General features: G+C 37.5%; 20 protein-coding genes. 9 read left to right on the top strand and 11 right to left on the bottom strand.

Features of this window, described 5'->3' with window-relative positions:
• Positions 1–223, bottom strand: a 223-nt coding sequence (locus tag EZ444_RS17450; protein WP_455430285.1) for an ISAon1 family transposase N-terminal region protein, incomplete at its 3' end; no start/stop codon positions are given.
• A 183-nt stretch (positions 224–406) separates the two neighbouring features.
• On the opposite strand from EZ444_RS17450, the gene EZ444_RS17445 reads away from it, so the two are divergent.
• Together EZ444_RS17445 and EZ444_RS17440 are read left to right on the top strand one after the other, a co-directional pair.
• Entirely contained in the window at positions 407–601 is a 195-nt protein-coding gene (locus EZ444_RS17445) for a hypothetical protein (RefSeq protein ID WP_090786207.1), read from the top strand.
• Between the two features lie 71 nt (positions 602–672).
• Positions 673–1,791 (top strand): GNAT family N-acetyltransferase, encoded by a 1,119-nt coding sequence (locus tag EZ444_RS17440; protein WP_131610428.1) that lies wholly within the window; start codon positions 673–675, stop codon positions 1,789–1,791.
• 2 nt (positions 1,792–1,793) lie between these two features.
• Here EZ444_RS17440 and EZ444_RS17435 read toward each other — a convergent pair whose 3' ends face one another.
• The 8 genes from EZ444_RS17435 to mce all read right to left on the bottom strand — a co-directional run bounded on the left by EZ444_RS17435 (position 1,794) and on the right by mce (position 7,473).
• Positions 1,794–2,123, bottom strand: a complete 330-nt coding sequence (locus EZ444_RS17435; RefSeq protein ID WP_090786203.1) for a helix-turn-helix domain-containing protein — start codon at positions 2,121–2,123, stop codon at positions 1,794–1,796.
• A gap of 29 nt (positions 2,124–2,152) precedes the next feature.
• On the bottom strand, positions 2,153–3,520 hold the full coding sequence (locus EZ444_RS17430) for a UDP-N-acetylmuramate--L-alanine ligase (RefSeq protein WP_131610427.1): 1,368 nt from the start codon (positions 3,518–3,520) through the stop codon (positions 2,153–2,155).
• Positions 3,521–3,533: 13 nt separating this feature from the next.
• A complete protein-coding gene (gene prmA / locus EZ444_RS17425; protein ID WP_131610426.1) occupies positions 3,534–4,373 on the bottom strand; it encodes a 50S ribosomal protein L11 methyltransferase in 840 nt (279 codons plus the stop codon).
• Entirely contained in the window at positions 4,373–5,134 is a 762-nt protein-coding gene (gene tpiA, locus EZ444_RS17420) for a triose-phosphate isomerase (RefSeq protein ID WP_131610425.1), read from the bottom strand. Before tpiA ends, prmA begins: the two co-directional genes overlap by 1 nt.
• 53 nt (positions 5,135–5,187) lie before the next feature.
• On the bottom strand, positions 5,188–6,363 hold the full coding sequence (locus EZ444_RS17415) for a putative sugar nucleotidyl transferase (protein WP_131610424.1): 1,176 nt from the start codon (positions 6,361–6,363) through the stop codon (positions 5,188–5,190).
• Between the two features lie 70 nt (positions 6,364–6,433).
• Positions 6,434–6,682 (bottom strand): type B 50S ribosomal protein L31, encoded by a 249-nt coding sequence (locus tag EZ444_RS17410; RefSeq protein ID WP_084292318.1) that lies wholly within the window; start codon positions 6,680–6,682, stop codon positions 6,434–6,436.
• A 95-nt stretch (positions 6,683–6,777) separates the two neighbouring features.
• Positions 6,778–7,065, bottom strand: a complete 288-nt coding sequence (locus EZ444_RS17405; RefSeq protein WP_131610423.1) for a hypothetical protein — start codon at positions 7,063–7,065, stop codon at positions 6,778–6,780.
• A 3-nt stretch (positions 7,066–7,068) separates the two neighbouring features.
• Complete coding sequence (gene mce, locus EZ444_RS17400) at positions 7,069–7,473, bottom strand: methylmalonyl-CoA epimerase (protein WP_131610422.1); 405 nt, start codon at positions 7,471–7,473, stop codon at positions 7,069–7,071.
• A 124-nt stretch (positions 7,474–7,597) separates the two neighbouring features.
• Here mce and EZ444_RS17395 point away from each other — a divergent pair, with 124 nt between their 5' ends.
• The 6 genes from EZ444_RS17395 (at position 7,598) to EZ444_RS17370 (ending at position 13,821) form a co-directional block, all read left to right on the top strand.
• Positions 7,598–8,809, top strand: a complete 1,212-nt coding sequence (locus EZ444_RS17395) for an IscS subfamily cysteine desulfurase (protein ID WP_131610421.1) — start codon at positions 7,598–7,600, stop codon at positions 8,807–8,809.
• A gap of 58 nt (positions 8,810–8,867) precedes the next feature.
• Entirely contained in the window at positions 8,868–9,281 is a 414-nt protein-coding gene (gene iscU, locus EZ444_RS17390; RefSeq protein ID WP_131610420.1) for a Fe-S cluster assembly scaffold IscU, read from the top strand.
• A 68-nt stretch (positions 9,282–9,349) separates the two neighbouring features.
• Positions 9,350–9,676 (top strand): HesB/IscA family protein, encoded by a 327-nt coding sequence (locus tag EZ444_RS17385; RefSeq protein WP_131610419.1) that lies wholly within the window; start codon positions 9,350–9,352, stop codon positions 9,674–9,676.
• Between the two features lie 80 nt (positions 9,677–9,756).
• Positions 9,757–11,670 (top strand): AMP-dependent synthetase/ligase, encoded by a 1,914-nt coding sequence (locus EZ444_RS17380; protein WP_131610418.1) that lies wholly within the window; start codon positions 9,757–9,759, stop codon positions 11,668–11,670.
• A gap of 127 nt (positions 11,671–11,797) precedes the next feature.
• Positions 11,798–13,519 carry a lysine--tRNA ligase gene (gene lysS / locus EZ444_RS17375; protein WP_131610417.1) on the top strand — a complete coding sequence of 574 codons (1,722 nt, stop codon included), beginning with the start codon at positions 11,798–11,800 and terminating at the stop codon, positions 13,517–13,519.
• 86 nt (positions 13,520–13,605) lie between these two features.
• Entirely contained in the window at positions 13,606–13,821 is a 216-nt protein-coding gene (locus EZ444_RS17370; RefSeq protein WP_131610416.1) for a hypothetical protein, read from the top strand.
• Positions 13,822–13,865: 44 nt separating this feature from the next.
• Here EZ444_RS17370 and EZ444_RS17365 read toward each other — a convergent pair whose 3' ends face one another.
• The gene (locus EZ444_RS17365; RefSeq protein WP_131610415.1) at positions 13,866–14,405 is read right to left on the bottom strand and encodes a DUF2892 domain-containing protein; all 540 of its coding nucleotides are present in this window, start codon (positions 14,403–14,405) and stop codon (positions 13,866–13,868) included.
• A gap of 90 nt (positions 14,406–14,495) precedes the next feature.
• On the opposite strand from EZ444_RS17365, the gene ung reads away from it, so the two are divergent.
• The gene (gene ung / locus EZ444_RS17360; protein ID WP_131610414.1) at positions 14,496–15,173 is read left to right on the top strand and encodes a uracil-DNA glycosylase; all 678 of its coding nucleotides are present in this window, start codon (positions 14,496–14,498) and stop codon (positions 15,171–15,173) included.
• Between the two features lie 166 nt (positions 15,174–15,339).
• On the opposite strand, the gene EZ444_RS17355 is transcribed toward ung, so the two are convergent.
• On the bottom strand, positions 15,340–15,810 hold the full coding sequence (locus tag EZ444_RS17355) for an Lrp/AsnC family transcriptional regulator (protein WP_015807383.1): 471 nt from the start codon (positions 15,808–15,810) through the stop codon (positions 15,340–15,342).
• Positions 15,811–15,933 lie beyond the last annotated feature (123 nt).

Here is a 15,933-nt window from a genome sequence, read left to right as displayed (position 1 = left end):
AGGCTACTTTCTGGCCACGAATAGGAAAGTCTTGGATACCAACCTCTGGAAAGAATCCTTTGGATTCAAGATCCTTTTTATCATAACCCTCGGGGGCTATATTCTTCTCTTCAAGGTAGATGTTCAGCATCTTTTCTGCTTTATCTACTTGGGTTAACTCAAAATAATCCAGGATACCTTCCGGTAATAATAAACTGATCAGGGTTTGCTCGGCTTGACTCAAAATAAAAATTGTCGTTTGGTTTACAAATGCAAAAGAAAGAAATTATTTCCTTCCCCCCAAGAATTCCGCTTGATCCCTTTTGAGCAGCTAAAAATTTAAAAAAACATCGTTCTTTTGATTTAAAAAGATTTTTAGTAAATTTAACTTATCAAATAAAAACCTTACGGAATTATATTTTTTGTAATGAAAACTCCAAAAAAACCAATTAACAAAAGCAAAGCAGAAGATCCAGAAAATGATCTGGACGATTCGTATGAAGAAACAACTAAAAAGAAATCATACGACGATGATGAAGATGACGACCTCGACATGCCATTAGATGATCTGGACAACTTTGATAGTTTTGGTTCGGATGATGATGATGACGACACCTATTAACAGGTAAACAATAATTATTGATAAAGCATCCCTCTAAAGGGATGCTTTTTATTTTAATTCCATTAGGAAAAATGCAAATAACCACCGTATCCGGAAAGCGTTCCAGAAAAGATTTTTTAGCCACTGCCCGTTTTATATATCAAGATGACAAGAATTGGATCTGCCCACTGGACCAGGATATTGAAAATATATTTGACAGTAATAAAAATCCATTTTTCCAACATGGAAAATGTACCAGGTGGCTACTGCAGGACGACAATGGAAATTATATAGGAAGAATTGCAGCCTTTATAAATGATAAAAAAGCATACCAATACGAGCAACCTACCGGAGGCATGGGCTTTTTTGAATGCATAAACGATAAAGGAGCTGCTTTTTTACTTTTCGACACGGCCAAGTCCTGGTTACAAGAGCAAGGAATGAAGGCCATGGATGGTCCTATCAATTTTGGAGAGAATGATTCTTTCTGGGGATTGCTTGTAGAAGGCTTTACGCAGCCCTCATATGGCATGAATTACCATCACCCCTACTACCATAGCTTTTTTACTGATTATGGCTTTAAAACAGAGTATCAACAAATCACCAATCATTTAGCGGTAAGAAATCCCTTTCCGGAGCGATTTACTAAAATTGCCAATTGGGTAGCTAATAAACCAGGATATACTTTTGAGCATTTCTCGAAAAAGAATGCGGCAAAATATGTGGCAGATCTGATGGAAGTTTACAACGATGCCTGGAAAGACTTTGAAAATTTCGTACCTATTAAAAAAGAGACGCTGGAAGAGAGCTTTGAAAAGATGCAGACCATCATGGATGAAAAACTAATTTGGTTTGCTTACATCAACGGAGAACCCGCTTCATTTGTCGTTATTATTCCCGATGCCAACCAGATGATCAAAGGATTTAACGGAAAATTAGGACTGATAGAAAAACTTAAATTTGTATATAGACGCTGGAAAGGTGTAAACAGAATGCGGGCTATCGTGATGGGTACCAAATCTGCTTATCAAAAGCATGGCTTAGAATCAGCCTTATTTATTAAACTTAAAGAGTATGTGTTGCCAATGAATCAATATGATGAACTCGAACTTTCCTGGGTTGGTGATTTCAATGATAAGATGCTTTCTATTCATCAAGCAACAGGTGCCACTTTTGGAAAGCGACACCTGACTATGCGTAAGATCTTTTAGATCTATTTTTCTCTTATTTCTTCGTAAAGATCAATAACCTTCTTTTGAAGTTTAATGATCTCTTCTTCTCTTAGTGCTAATTTTTCTTTCAAATTATTGATTTCTTCAAAATTAAGCGACTGAGGGTTTTCTCCTTCTTTGGAGATAATATCCATTGTCGAAACCTCAAAAAGGTTAGCGATCTGTGCAAGTCTTGAGATGTTAATATCTGTGATACCCGTCTCGATTTTCGAGAATGCTGGGATTGAAATATTTAGACGTTTAGCCACTTCCCCTTGGCTCCAGCCATTTTTTTGGCGTAGTTGTCTAATGTTTTTTCCAATGATATTCATATTATAAATTTAGGTGTGTAATCTTGTAATTAAATTCCTTGCTCAACTGTGTTCAACTCACGTGCCAATTTAACGAGATCGAGTCCCCCGAAATTCCCCGAACTCATCAAAAGTAAGTTCGTACGATAAAAATTTACACTAACCAGGTACTGTCTAAGCAGCTCTGAATTATTAAAAAAGTGCAATTCATCGTTTTTAAAAGCTGTTTGAACCTCTTTTTTGCTAAAAGGTTCAAGTTTTTTATGCTGAAAAGTTTTTTCATCAATATATACAATCGCCGTATCCGCAGCTTTCATTGTATCCGTATATTGAACTAAAAAGTTTTTATTTAAACTACTAAATGTATGTAACTCTATACACGCTACTAATTTCCTATTTGGAAATTGAGCCTTTACAGCCTCAATGGTAGCCTTTAATTTAGATGGCGAATGCGCGAAATCCTTATAAACGTTAGTCTCCCCAACGTTTAATAAGCCCTCTAAACGCTTAGCTGCGCCTGTAAATGAAGCAATAGCCTGATCAAATGCATCACTATTGATACCAAGTTGCGCGCAAATTAATTTAGCTGCGTTAAGATTCATTAAATTGTGATCTCCGAATACCTTAAGCGGCATTTCGTCCGGCAATAAATAAGTGATGCCATCCTTTACGATGTGTTCAGGAATTCCGTAGCCAATCTTCTCAATATCGGCAGTGGATTCCTCTACGATCTTATTCAGATCTTGATCAGCATTGCAATAAATTAGTTTTCCGCCCGGCTGAATGGTATCAATAAACAATTCAAATTGCCTGGTATAATCCTCATAAGTTTTAAATACATTGATATGATCCCATGCAATACCACTGATTACAGCCAGATTGGCCTTATACAGATGAAATTTCGGTCTTCTATCTATAGGAGAAGCCAAATATTCATCTCCTTCAATAATCATCACAGGTGCCTCATGAGTAATCTTCACCATGGTATCAAAACCAGCAAGCTGAGCTCCAACCAAATAATCAAAATCCCTTTCGTAAAAATTAAGTACATGTAGTATCATAGAAGTAATGGTTGTTTTACCATGACTTCCTCCGATGACTACTCTTAATTTGTCCTTCGTCTGCTCATAGATGTATTCAGGATAAGAATATATCTTCAGCCCCAATTGCTGAGCCTTTAACAGCTCTGGATTATCAGTCAAAGCGTGCATTCCCAAAATCACAGCATCCAAATCTGCCGTAATATTAGCTTCATTCCAGCCCATTTCTTTTGGCAAAATACCATGCTTCGCCAGTCTGCTGCTGGATGGCTCAAAAATAACATCATCTGAGCCTGTTACCTGGTATCCTTTTTTGTGTAAAGCTATCGCCAAGTTGTGCATAGCACTTCCGCCGATAGCTATAAAATGTATACGCATACGCTATTACCAATTAATCTTTTTTAAAATAAGCCGCTACCCATTCCCCAATCTTCTTATGATTAACATATCTAATTCCAAAAGGTTCACAGGCCTGCTTAATCATCTCCAGATCCGGAGACTCATAAAATCCGCTGAAGAAAATACTTCCATCCGACTTCAATACGGTGTCATAGGTTGGAATCTGATCCAACAGAATATTCCTATTGATATTAGCCAAAATGATATCAAACTGGATGTTAGGAATAACTTCCTTCCCACCGCAAATTGCTTCCAGATTACCTATTCCGTTTAATGCCGCATTTTCTATACTACTTTCGTAACAAACTTCATCATTATCTATAGCAACCAGTTTTGATGCCCCCTTCTTAGCCGCGAGTATGGCAAGTATTGCTGTACCACAACCCATATCAAGAATTTCTTTACCCTTAACATCAGTTGCCAGAATGTACTGCATCATCATGGTAGTTGTTTGATGATGCCCCGTACCAAAGGCCATCTTTGGGTCTATGATAATTTCATAAGCATATGTGGGTTTAGCCTCATGAAAGGTAGCCCGAACGTAGCACTGATCATCAATAATCAGTGGTTCAAAGTTCTTCTCCCATTCTTCGTTCCAGTTCTTCCCTTCAATTTCTGCAACTACATAACTGCATTGAAACTCACCCTCATATTGATTCAGCACATCTTTAAGGGTATCCTCACTATAAGTGTTGAACTCTATAAATGCAACAAAATCATTCTCTATCTCTTCGAAAGTATTAAAACCTATATCGGCTAAATCAGCGATCAAAAGATCTTGCTGATACTCCTCAATGGCATTAAAACTGAACGTTACCTGTATATACTTCATTAAGAATTAAAAGCTTTAACAATGTCAACAAAATCTCTTGATTTTAGTGATGCTCCACCAATCAGACCACCATCTATATCTTTCTGAGCAAAAAGCTCGGCAGCATTTTTCGGATTGCAACTTCCACCATATAAAATAGTTGTATTTTCGGCTACTTCAGCAGTATACTTGTTCGCAATCTCATTTCTAATGAAAGCATGAACTTCCTGAGCTTGCTCAGAACTAGCAGTTAAACCTGTGCCAATTGCCCAAACAGGTTCATAAGCGATAACAATTTTAGAGAAATCAGCTGTGCTTAATCCAAAAACACCCTGCTCTAATTGAGCTTTAAGCACTTCAAAATAAATGTTGCCATTTCTTTCTTCTAATGTCTCACCAATACAGAAAATTGGAGTAAGTTCATTTTCCAGTACCTTAATGGTTTTCTCAGCAAGCAATTCATTGCTTTCAGCAAAATACTGACGTCTTTCTGAGTGACCTATGATCACATACTCACAACCAACAGACTTGATCATTCCAGCAGAAATCTCTCCTGTAAATGCACCACTATCATTTTGGTGACAATTCTGCGCACCGATCTTAACCACTTCCCCACCTAATTTAGCAAGGCTGTTTAAATGAATATATGGCGAGCAAATAATTGCGATCTGATCGCCCTTTTTTTCGTCTCTTACCATATTAACTATTTCTGAAAATAAAGATATACCACTGGCATAATCCAGATTCATTTTCCAGTTTCCTGCAACTATTTTTTTTCTCATTATATATTGTTATTTAGTAGGTTTTATATTAATTGGTATGATTGATTTAAAGATTAAAAGGGTCTGTATTTACTTGTCATCTCGAAAATCGCCGATAAGATATCCTTTTCCGTTTGGTCAAACTCCATATTTCTGCGTTCATAAACCTTATCCGCTGTTTCAAACATTTTTTGAAGATTATACACATCAAATCCACTTGCTCCACCCCATGCAAAATCAGGGATAAAATTTCTAGGGAAGCCATCACCAAAAACATTGGCACTAACCCCGGCAACTGTACCAGTATTAAACATGGTATTGATCCCGCACTTTCCATGATCAGCCATAATTAAACCACAAAATTGCAAACCAGTTTCGCGAAAGCTCTCCAACTCGTAATCCCATAATTTAACAGGAGCATAATTATTCTTCAGATTAGAATTATTGCTATCAGCGCCAATGTTACACCATTGTCCCATCACCGCGTTACCCAAATAACCTTCATGTCCTTTAGAAGAATAACCCCAGATTACGGCATTATTGATCTCCCCACCAACACGACTAAAAGGACCAATGGTCGTTTGTCCATATATTTTTGCGCCCATTTTAATCTGCGAATTGTTACACAATGCAAAAGAGCCTCTAATATGACAACCCTCCCACACCTGCGAATTTTCGCCTATATAGATAGGGCCTTTCAAACTATTAAACGTAGAACATTCAGCCTCGGCCCCAGCTTCCGCAAAAATATCATCCCCTAAAAAAGTATTGGTTCCGCTTAATTGTACACTCGTTCTCCCCTTGGTAAGCAAGTCAAAATCTCTCCCGAGCTCTACATCATTACATCTAAAAATATCTTCTGGGACAAAGATCCTTACAAAAGTCCCCTGATAAACTTTAGTATGCAACTGCTTATGAATTTCCGGATAGTATACTTCGCCTGCGTTTATCTTATAAGCGATAAGCACCTCGTTCCTTTCAAGTGCTTCACCAACTTGAAGCGCCGTAATGGCTTCAAGCAAAGCTTCATCCGGGCATATTGAGCCATTGATATACAAGTCGGCCCCAATAAGTGGAGGATATTTTACAGAAAGATATGGTTCAGTAACAAAACCACATTTAGCGGCCAGGTGCTTCTGCCATTTTTCGGCTATAGTTAAAATCCCTACACGAAGATCCGCAACCGGCCTTGTAAAAGACAATGGCCGCAGGGACTGCCAGGCGTTGTCATCAAATAAATTGATCATCATAAGCTACAAAAATAAAAAAAGTCCCGAAGCAAACGCATCGGGACTTAAATAATTTCTTATTTGTGTATAATTACTTTTTAGCGTAACGAGTTTTGAATTTATCGATACGACCAGCAGTATCAACCAATTTCATTTTTCCAGTATAGAAAGGGTGAGAAGTATGAGAAATCTCTAATTTATATAAAGGATACTCGTTGCCATCTTCCCATTTGATAGTTTCTTTAGTATCTACACAAGATTTAGTTAAAAAAGAATATTCGTTTGACATATCTTTAAATACTACAAATCTATAGTTTGATGGATGCAGATCTTTTTTCATGTTAATATTATATTATTATATACTTATTTGTCGCTTATTTTTAAGGATGCAAATATCAATAATTTATTTCTCAATAGCAAGCATGTGTGGAAAAATTATCGACTATACTTTTTTCTGGTCTCAACTTTCTCCTTTTGTCTACTGATATAGGCGTCAGCAATAACCTCTGCAGAGGGTAAATTAGAATTACTGATTAAAAGTCCTTTTAATTTTTCTTCATTAACATCCGTACGATAAAGTATATTCATCATTTTAGAAATATCATTATCCAGCAAATAAGCAAAAGCTTCCACCAGTCGCTCCCGCAGCAAAGTTTCTGAGGTAATATCCTCAATCTCAAAATCTGTATTGACTATTCTGCTTAACGATTTAAAATCATCCATAACCTAACTTTTCAGCTCCTGACATAATTCTACCAAAACACCATTTGTCCCTTTCGGGTGCACAAAACAAACCAATTTATTATCAGCACCAAACTTCGGCTCTTCATTTAACAACACAAAGCCCTCTGCTTTTAATCGGGCCATCTCTGCGACAATATCATCCACATCAAAAGCAATATGATGAATTCCCTCCCCCTTCTTCTCCAGAAATTTCGCAATGGGGCTATCAGTAGTAGTTGCCGTTAGCAACTCAATCTTATTAACGCCCGTTTTAAAAAAGGCAGTATTAACCCCCTCAGACACTACTTCTTCCTTTTTATAGCAGGTCGCCCCCAACAAACGTTCATAAAGCGAACAAGAAAATTCCATGTCTTTAACCGCAATACCTATATGCTCTATTTTATTCATATCTCTCTGAAACGTTAAAAAAATGTAAAAATGCATGTTTTAACTATACCGTCATAGCTATTATTTATAATTGTTGGCAATCTTTTTTCGTACCTTTGTCTATTATAAAGAACAAATATATACAATGGAACTTCCTATTTACTTAGATAATAACGCAACCACGCCTCTTGATCCTAGAGTGCTGGAAGCGATGTTGCCCTATTTCACCAACAAATTCGGTAACGCTGCAAGTCGTAACCACGCATTTGGATGGGTTGCTGAAGAAGGTGTTGACTACGCCCGTGAACAAGTTGCTAAATTAATTGGCTGTACTGAAAAAGAAGTAATCTTCACTTCAGGAGCTACAGAAGCTGATAACTTGGGCATTAAAGGTGTATTCGAAATGTACCAGGAAAAAGGTAACCACATCATTACCGCTACAACTGAGCATAAAGCAGTTTTAGATACTTGTAAACATTTAGAGAAACTAGGTGCTAAAGTTACCTATCTAAAAGTAAAAGAGGATGGATTAATTGATCTTCAGGAGCTTGAAGCTGCCATGACTGAACAAACTATCCTGGTTACCATCATGTATGGAAATAACGAAATTGGCGTTATTCAACCAGTAAAAGAAATCGCTGCTATTGCACACAAATTTGGTGCATTGTTTATGACTGATGCTACACAGGCTGTAGGTAAAATACCTGTAGATGTAAATGCTGACGGAATTGACTTAATGGCTTTCTCTGCACACAAAATGTATGGTCCTAAAGGTGTTGGTGTATTATATGTACGTCGTAAAAACCCAAGGGTTAAAGTAACTGCACAAATTGATGGTGGTGGTCATGAGCGTGGTATGCGTTCTGGCACCTTAAACGTACCAGGTATTGTAGGTTTAGGAAAAGCTTGCGAACTGTGCCGTTTAGAAATGGATGAAGAAGCTAAACGCTTATCAGCTTTAAGAGATAAACTAGAAAATGCACTTACTGAGCTTGAAGAAAGCTATGTAAATGGCAATACACAACACCGTTTACCACATGTAGCTAACATCTCTTTCAAATATGTTGAAGGTGAAGGCTTAATGATGGCGATGAAAGATTTAGCAGTATCATCGGGCTCGGCCTGTACTTCTGCTTCATTAGAGCCTTCTTATGTATTAAAAAGTCTTGGTTTATCAGATGATCTTGCACACTCTTCTATCCGTTACGGATTAGGTCGTTTTACTACCGAAGAAGAAATAGATTACGCAATAGAGAACACTAAGAAAGCAGTAAATCACCTGAGAGACCTTTCTCCACTTTGGGAAATGTTTAAAGAAGGAATTGATTTAAGCAAAATTGAGTGGGCAGAACACTAGTCTGCACACCAATAAATATTATACTAACCCTGATATAAAGGTTTAAGAAAAAAACAAAATGGCATACTCAGAAAAAGTTATAGAACATTATACCAATCCAAGAAACGTTGGTACTTTAAATAAAGACAGCAAATCAGTAGGTACTGGCCTTGTTGGCGCACCAGAGTGCGGTGACGTAATGCGTTTGCAAATCGAAGTTGATGAAAACAACATGATTACCGATGCTAAATTCAAAACATTTGGTTGCGGATCTGCAATTGCATCTTCGTCATTAGCTACAGAATGGTTAAAAGGTAAAAGTATTGATGAAGCTTTAACAATAGACAACATGGATATCGTTGAAGAATTAGCTTTACCACCGGTAAAAATTCACTGCTCAGTATTAGCAGAGGATGCAATTAAATCTGCAATCAACGATTACCGTGTTAAAAATGGCATGGCACCAATTGAAATGCCTAAGTCACACCATTAATTAGATTGAAGTATGAGATTGGAGGCATCTGGTTTCCTATCTAATATTTCAAATAAATCTCTAAGAAAATGATTACGATCACTGATAAAGCAAAAAGCAAAATCGACCAGTTAATGCAAGAGTCGGGAATGGATGCCAGCTATTTTTTGCGTGTATCTGTCAAAGGCGGAGGATGTTCAGGATTATCCTACAATCTCGACTTTGATAACGAAGAAAATTCTGGAGATCAGTTTTTTGAAGATAGAGGCATCAGAATTGCGCTTGACATGAAATCCTTCCTTTATTTGGCAGGAACTGAGCTTGATTTTTCTGATGGTTTAAATGGAAAGGGGTTTAACTTTAATAATCCCAATGCAAGTCGCTCCTGCGGTTGCGGCGAGAGTTTCTCCGTTTAAAATACAATTATTATATTTACATAGGCCGGTACAGTTTAATCTGTACCGGCCTATTTTTATGAGCAACCAAACCTATACCTATGGAATTATTTAATGAGCACTCTACGATCCCAAGTTTATTGAGAAACGTAGTCGCAAACATTCACAAACCAGAAGAAACCTTCCTCATCCATAAAAACAATACAGAATGGGAAGAGATTTCTTATAAACATACCCTGGATTGTGCTGATGCTATCTCCGCATTTTTCCTAGCCAAAGGCATCACCAAAGGTGATAGAATGGGCCTGATGATTGAGAACTCTCCCGAATATGTCTATTACGATCAGGGAATTCAGCAGATAGGCGCTATCAATGTCTCTATTTATCCTACCCTATCCGAACAAGAAGTTGCTTATATCGTAAACGATTCGGGTATGCGGGCTATCCTTATAGGCAATACATTTCTGTATAAAAAGATACTCAAAATAGCAGATAATTGCAGGCATCTGGAATACATTATACCCGCTTTCCCAGAATATACAAAAGTTGCTGTACCAGAAGATTTAAAGGCTCAGGTGGTCAGCTTTGATGCGCTACTTGCTACTGCAACAAAACTAAGCCCAGATCAGCTTGAAGAAATCGACAAAATCCGCAATAGTGTACGTCCTGCCGATGTTTCTTCCCTAATCTATACTTCTGGCACTACTGGCACTCCCAAGGGCGTAATGCTAACACACAGTAACTTCGTTGAAAATGTAAAAGTGTGCCTACAGCAAATCCCCGTAATAGACGAAACAGAAACTTTTCTTTCTTTCCTCCCCTTATCACACGTATTTGAACGTACCGCAACTTACCATGTTTGCTGTGCACAGGGTTGTAAAATAGCTTATGCGCAAAGCCTGGAACTCTTGGCTAAAAACATGGCTGAGATCAAACCAACGGTAATGAGTTGTGTACCCAGACTACTAGAAAAGATTCACGATAAAGCCATTAAAAGTGGTACAGCAGGTGGCGGACTAAAAGCCAAAATATTCCTTTGGGCGCTAGAAATAGGTCAGGAATATCGAAGAATCAAAGAAGCGGGCAAAAATCCAGGAATGATACTCAGTGCAAAGAAAACATTGGCTGAGCAATTGGTTTTTAGCAAAATCAAAGAAAAAACAGGAGGCAGATTAAAATTCATGATCTCTGGAGGAGCTGCACTGCCTAAAAACGTGGGTGAATTCTTCGGAAATCTGGGCATTAAAATACTTGAAGGTTTCGGCTTAACAGAAACATCGCCTGTAATGGCTGTTACAGAATTCCACAGACAAGTTTATGGTACCGTTGGAAGAGTAATCCCTGGTATTGAAATTGGTATTCAGAATGTGGAATCAAAGAAAATAATCAATATTCAAACTCATGAAACCTTTGAGGAAAATTTTGAATGTGAAGAAGGCGAAATTATTGTCAGAGGTCACTGTGTAATGAAGGGCTACTTTAACAAACCTGCCGAGACTGCTGAGGCCATTGACAAAGACAATTGGTTCCACACTGGCGATATCGGCCGTTTTTACAAAGGAAACCTGCAAATTACAGATCGTTTAAAAAACATGATTGTAAATGCTTATGGTAAGAATGTTTATCCTACACCGGTAGAAAGTATTTATATGAAAAGCCTAAAGGTAGATCAGGTTTTTCTAATAGGTGATAAACGCGAATACCTGACTGCAATCATCATCCCGAATAAGGAAAACCTGCAGGAGGTATTCAAATTACCTGAATCTTTCTTCCAAAAACCTGAAATATTTATCGATGAAAAAGAAATCCTCGACTGGATTGGGCAAGACATCAGGAAACTTTCCAACGAACTGGCCAAGTTTGAACGCATTAAAAACTTTAAGATCAAACGAAATCCTTTTAGCCTTGAAGAGGGTGAAATTACACCAACCTTGAAGCCAAAACGCAAAATTATTGAAGCAAGGTATGCCGGACCGATCAATGAAATGTATGCAGAGGCCATTGATGCAGATTAAGCGGCTTTAAAATATTTTACGTTTCTTAGTCCAATCGACATAAAGAACTGAGGTAAATCCCTATTTTTGCCTAATTTTAATTTTTAAAAAATCAGCTATCAGGCTTGATGCCAGATACAAAAAATATATGAGTACAGGACTATCAGAACTAGAAGTATTGCGCCGTAATTCGTTAAACCAATTACGTGAGCTTGGGATCAATCCCTACCCTGCCGAAGCATTTGAAATCAATGCCAATGCTGCAGACATATTAGCGAACTACGAACGGGATAAAACAGCCTATAAGAACATCAGTATCGCTGGTCGTATCATGAGCCGTCGTATTATGGGTAGTGCTTCCTTTGTAGAACTACAAGATTCAACAGGCAGAATACAGGTTTATTTAAAGAGAGATGACCTTTGTCCTGATGAAGATAAAACCCTGTACAATACCGTATTTAAAAAACTAATGGATCTGGGTGATTTTATTGGTGTTAAAGGTTATGTATTTACTACACAAACTGGCGAGATCTCTATTCACGTTACAGAACTGACCTTATTGTCTAAAGCATTAAAACCCCTTCCAGTTGTTAAACGCGATGAAGATGGTAATATATATGATGGCTTTACTGATCCGGAAATGCGCTACAGGCAGCGTTATGTGGATCTTACTGTAAATCCAGGCTTTAAGCGGATCTTCATCAACCGCTCTAAGGTGATCAACACCATGCGTAACTATTTTGATAACCAGGGATGGATGGAAGTGGAAACTCCAATTCTTCAGCCTATCCATGGTGGTGCTGCTGCACGTCCTTTCGCTACGCATCACAATACCCTGGATATGCCACTTTACCTGCGCATAGCTAACGAATTGTACTTAAAAAGGCTAATCGTTGCAGGCTTTGATGGTGTTTATGAGTTCGGAAAGATGTTCAGAAATGAAGGGATGGACAGAACCCATAACCCTGAGTTTACTTCTATGGAAATCTATGTAGCTTATAAAGACTACATCTGGATGATGGGAATGGTAGAAGAATGTCTGGAAAAAGTTGCTTTAGCCATCCACGGAACGTCTGTAGTAAAAGTTGGTGACCATGAAATCAATTTTGAAGGTCCTTACGAAAAACTAACCATGTACGAATCGATCCAGAAATATACTGGTATTGATGTATCCAACATGACAGAGGAAGAACTTCAAGCAACCTGCAAAAGCCTGAACATTGAAACCGATGCGACCATGGGTAAAGGAAAGCTTGTTGATGAACTTTTCAGTGAAAAAGTTGAAGCCAATCTGATCCAGCCAACATACATTACAGATTATCCGATTGAAATGACCCCACTTGCTAAAAAACACAGAAGCAAAGAAGGCTTAGTCGAGCGTTTTGAGTTATTCGTAATGGGTAAAGAAATTGGTAATGCTTACTCGGAGTTAAACGATCCTATTGATCAACGTGAGCGTTTAGTAGAACAGTTAAAACTTGCAGAAAGAGGCGATGATGAAGCAATGGCTATGGACGAAGATTTTATTCGCTCGTTGGAATATGGCATGCCTCCTACTTCAGGCTTAGGTATAGGTATTGACCGTTTGGTGATGCTAATGACCAACCAGTCGACCATACAAGAAGTATTGTTCTTCCCTCAAATGAGACCAGAGAAGAAAGCTAAAGTAACAACAGATGAAGATTTTGTAAATGCTGGTATTCCTGCCGAATGGGTTCAGGTGATCAGAAAAATGAACATCAATACGATAGAGGAACTGAAAGCAGCAAACCCGAACAAGGTATTTAATGATTTGGGTGGAATGCGTAAAAAGCTGAAACTGGAATTAACCATGCCTTCGAAAGAAGATGTGACCGCCTGGTTCGCTTAACATAAAGATAACAATAACTTAAAAGCCTGCTACAACAACTGTAGTAGGCTTTTTTTTATTTTTACATATATTAAAATTATAAATATATGAACAGTTCAATCCTAGAAATCACAGAGAACGAATACTGTATAAAACTAAACAAAGAAGCCTTTGACCTGACTTTAATCCGTCAGTTGATCACAAGGATACAATCGGAGCAATTGTTCTTTAGCAGAGCCAAAAATGAGATGGAAGACGATATCATCAGCAGAGGATCTTACTATGAAGAGAACGAAAACTTTGATAGATTGAGTGAAAAATAAAAGGCCACATTTGCATGTGGCCTTTACTATATTTCATAATCTAATTACCTGTATCTTACTTGCTGTTGTCTATCCATCATTCCCAGCTGATCTTTCATTTGTTTAATCTGGTCAGCTAGCAACTTACTCTTATCTGCTTTCTTCGCTTCAGATAAATACATTGTCGCTTCGCGTTTATTTCTTTTAGCCATTGCAATTCCTGCAAGGCTTAACTTTGCCAGTGCAACGTTATGATCCATATGCATTCCTAAAGAAAGTGCTTTCTTAAAGTATTTCTCTGACTGCATTGGTGCTTTTCTTGATTCAATCAAACCAATCAATAAATTGTAATAACCGTGTTGTACTCTAATCAATTGCTTTTCGTAATTGGTTATTCTATTTAAGTAAGCCTCAGCTTTACCCATATTATCTTTTCTCAGAAACCACTGAGCCAATAACATATTCTCATTAAAGAAATAAGTAACTATAATTAAGATGCTTATCAAGATGGCCAAAATGCCCCATCCCCAAAAACCGAAGATCATAAGCGCTATTGCGCCACCCAACACTGCGAAACCTAAAATAAGACGAACTACATTTGGCATATTCTATTGTATTTTTTTTCTGCAAATATCGTGTTTAAATACCAAAAATCAGATTTAATTGATAATTTCAGCAAAAAAAAGAAATAACAGATGTCCGTTTCCATAGAAGAAAGCTGGTTAAAGGTATTGAGCGATGAGTTTGAAAAACCTTATATGAAAACACTAAAAACCTTTTTGCTTGAAGAAAAACAAAAAGGGTATGCCATTTACCCTAAAGGTGAAGATATATTTAATGCACTAAACCATACTCCTTTTGACAAAGTTAAAGTAGTTATTTTGGGGCAAGACCCATATCATGGTACCGGACAGGCACATGGTTTATCCTTCTCCGTTCAAAAAGGTATTACGGTACCGCCATCTTTAAAAAACATTTATAAAGAATTAGCAACAGATATTCCGGGATTTACGGTTCCCAATCATGGCAACCTAACACAATGGGCAGATGAGGGCGTTTTATTATTAAATGCAACATTAACAGTGAGAGCTCATGAAGCTGGCTCTCATCAAAAGCAAGGCTGGGAAAATTTTACAGATAAAATTATTAGTGAACTGTCTGAAAAAAGAACAGGGTTGATCTTTCTATTATGGGGAAGATATGCACAAAATAAGTCGGCATTAATTGATCAAAGTAAACACACGATCATTGCTGCAGCACACCCCTCCCCCTTTTCAGCCTACAATGGCTTTTTGGGGACTGGCCCCTTTTCAAAAACCAATGCTAAATTATTTGAACAAGGACAAAGTCCAATCAACTGGCAAATTGATTAACGTCATGCTTAGCCGGTCGTCATCCTGAATTTATTTCAGGACCTCGCAAGAGATGGGTTACTTTGCAGGTGAGAGGTCCTGAAATAAATTCAGGATGACGAAGTGCATATAAAACAAAAGCGCCAGCATCATATTTGATACAGGCGCTTTTGTCTAATTCTTAAATCTAGTATTCCAAAGGAACGATAGGTTCTTTCTTGGTTGTAGACATGATCATCATCGTCTGAAAAGTTTTCACTACAGATATTTTACTGATTTTATCCATAATCAAACGCTCGTAAGCTTTAATATCATTCACATACACCTTCAATAAAAAGTCAGCCTGCCCTGTCACATGGTGACATTCCGTAATCTCTTTAATCTGATTTACCTCATCCAGAAAAATCTGAATGGTATTGTTCTTATGAAAATCCAGTTGAACCTGGATAAAGGTTTTTATTCCTAAGCCTAGTTTCTCTTCATCAACTAAGGCATGATAACTTTTAATAAAACCCGAAACCTCCAGTTTCCTTACTCTTTCCAATGTTGGGGCCGGTGAAAGTCCAATCTCCTGAGATAAAAGCAGGTTGGTCATCCTACCATTTTCCTGTAACAATTTAAGAATCTTAAAATCCGTTTTATCTAGTTCTGTCGCCATTATTTTAAAGTATATCCAAAGATAGAATAAGAATGTATTACACACCAAATTTTATTCTAAAAAAAAACCCATTATTTATAGTTTATTTCTCTTCTATTTTTTTAGATTTGTCTAAACATATAG

This window comes from Pedobacter hiemivivus, from assembly GCF_004331685.1.
Taxonomy (GTDB): Bacteria; Bacteroidota; Bacteroidia; order Sphingobacteriales; family Sphingobacteriaceae; genus Pedobacter; species Pedobacter hiemivivus.
Note: the sequence above shows the minus strand (reverse complement) of the source record. Positions and strands in the feature narration are given on the sequence as shown.

Coding starts and splice junctions, on each gene's coding strand:
- EZ444_RS17445 (WP_090786207.1), top strand. CDS start 407: ATGAAAACTCCAAAAAAACCAATTAACAAAAGCAAAGCAGAAGATCCA.
- EZ444_RS17440 (WP_131610428.1), top strand. CDS start 673: ATGCAAATAACCACCGTATCCGGAAAGCGTTCCAGAAAAGATTTTTTA.
- EZ444_RS17435 (WP_090786203.1), bottom strand. CDS start 2,123: ATGAATATCATTGGAAAAAACATTAGACAACTACGCCAAAAAAATGGC.
- EZ444_RS17430 (WP_131610427.1), bottom strand. CDS start 3,520: ATGCGTATACATTTTATAGCTATCGGCGGAAGTGCTATGCACAACTTG.
- prmA (WP_131610426.1), bottom strand. CDS start 4,373: ATGAAGTATATACAGGTAACGTTCAGTTTTAATGCCATTGAGGAGTAT.
- tpiA (WP_131610425.1), bottom strand. CDS start 5,134: ATGAGAAAAAAAATAGTTGCAGGAAACTGGAAAATGAATCTGGATTAT.
- EZ444_RS17415 (WP_131610424.1), bottom strand. CDS start 6,363: ATGATGATCAATTTATTTGATGACAACGCCTGGCAGTCCCTGCGGCCA.
- EZ444_RS17410 (WP_084292318.1), bottom strand. CDS start 6,682: ATGAAAAAAGATCTGCATCCATCAAACTATAGATTTGTAGTATTTAAA.
- EZ444_RS17405 (WP_131610423.1), bottom strand. CDS start 7,065: ATGGATGATTTTAAATCGTTAAGCAGAATAGTCAATACAGATTTTGAG.
- mce (WP_131610422.1), bottom strand. CDS start 7,473: ATGAATAAAATAGAGCATATAGGTATTGCGGTTAAAGACATGGAATTT.
- EZ444_RS17395 (WP_131610421.1), top strand. CDS start 7,598: ATGGAACTTCCTATTTACTTAGATAATAACGCAACCACGCCTCTTGAT.
- iscU (WP_131610420.1), top strand. CDS start 8,868: ATGGCATACTCAGAAAAAGTTATAGAACATTATACCAATCCAAGAAAC.
- EZ444_RS17385 (WP_131610419.1), top strand. CDS start 9,350: ATGATTACGATCACTGATAAAGCAAAAAGCAAAATCGACCAGTTAATG.
- EZ444_RS17380 (WP_131610418.1), top strand. CDS start 9,757: ATGGAATTATTTAATGAGCACTCTACGATCCCAAGTTTATTGAGAAAC.
- lysS (WP_131610417.1), top strand. CDS start 11,798: ATGAGTACAGGACTATCAGAACTAGAAGTATTGCGCCGTAATTCGTTA.
- EZ444_RS17370 (WP_131610416.1), top strand. CDS start 13,606: ATGAACAGTTCAATCCTAGAAATCACAGAGAACGAATACTGTATAAAA.
- EZ444_RS17365 (WP_131610415.1), bottom strand. CDS start 14,405: ATGCCAAATGTAGTTCGTCTTATTTTAGGTTTCGCAGTGTTGGGTGGC.
- ung (WP_131610414.1), top strand. CDS start 14,496: ATGTCCGTTTCCATAGAAGAAAGCTGGTTAAAGGTATTGAGCGATGAG.
- EZ444_RS17355 (WP_015807383.1), bottom strand. CDS start 15,810: ATGGCGACAGAACTAGATAAAACGGATTTTAAGATTCTTAAATTGTTA.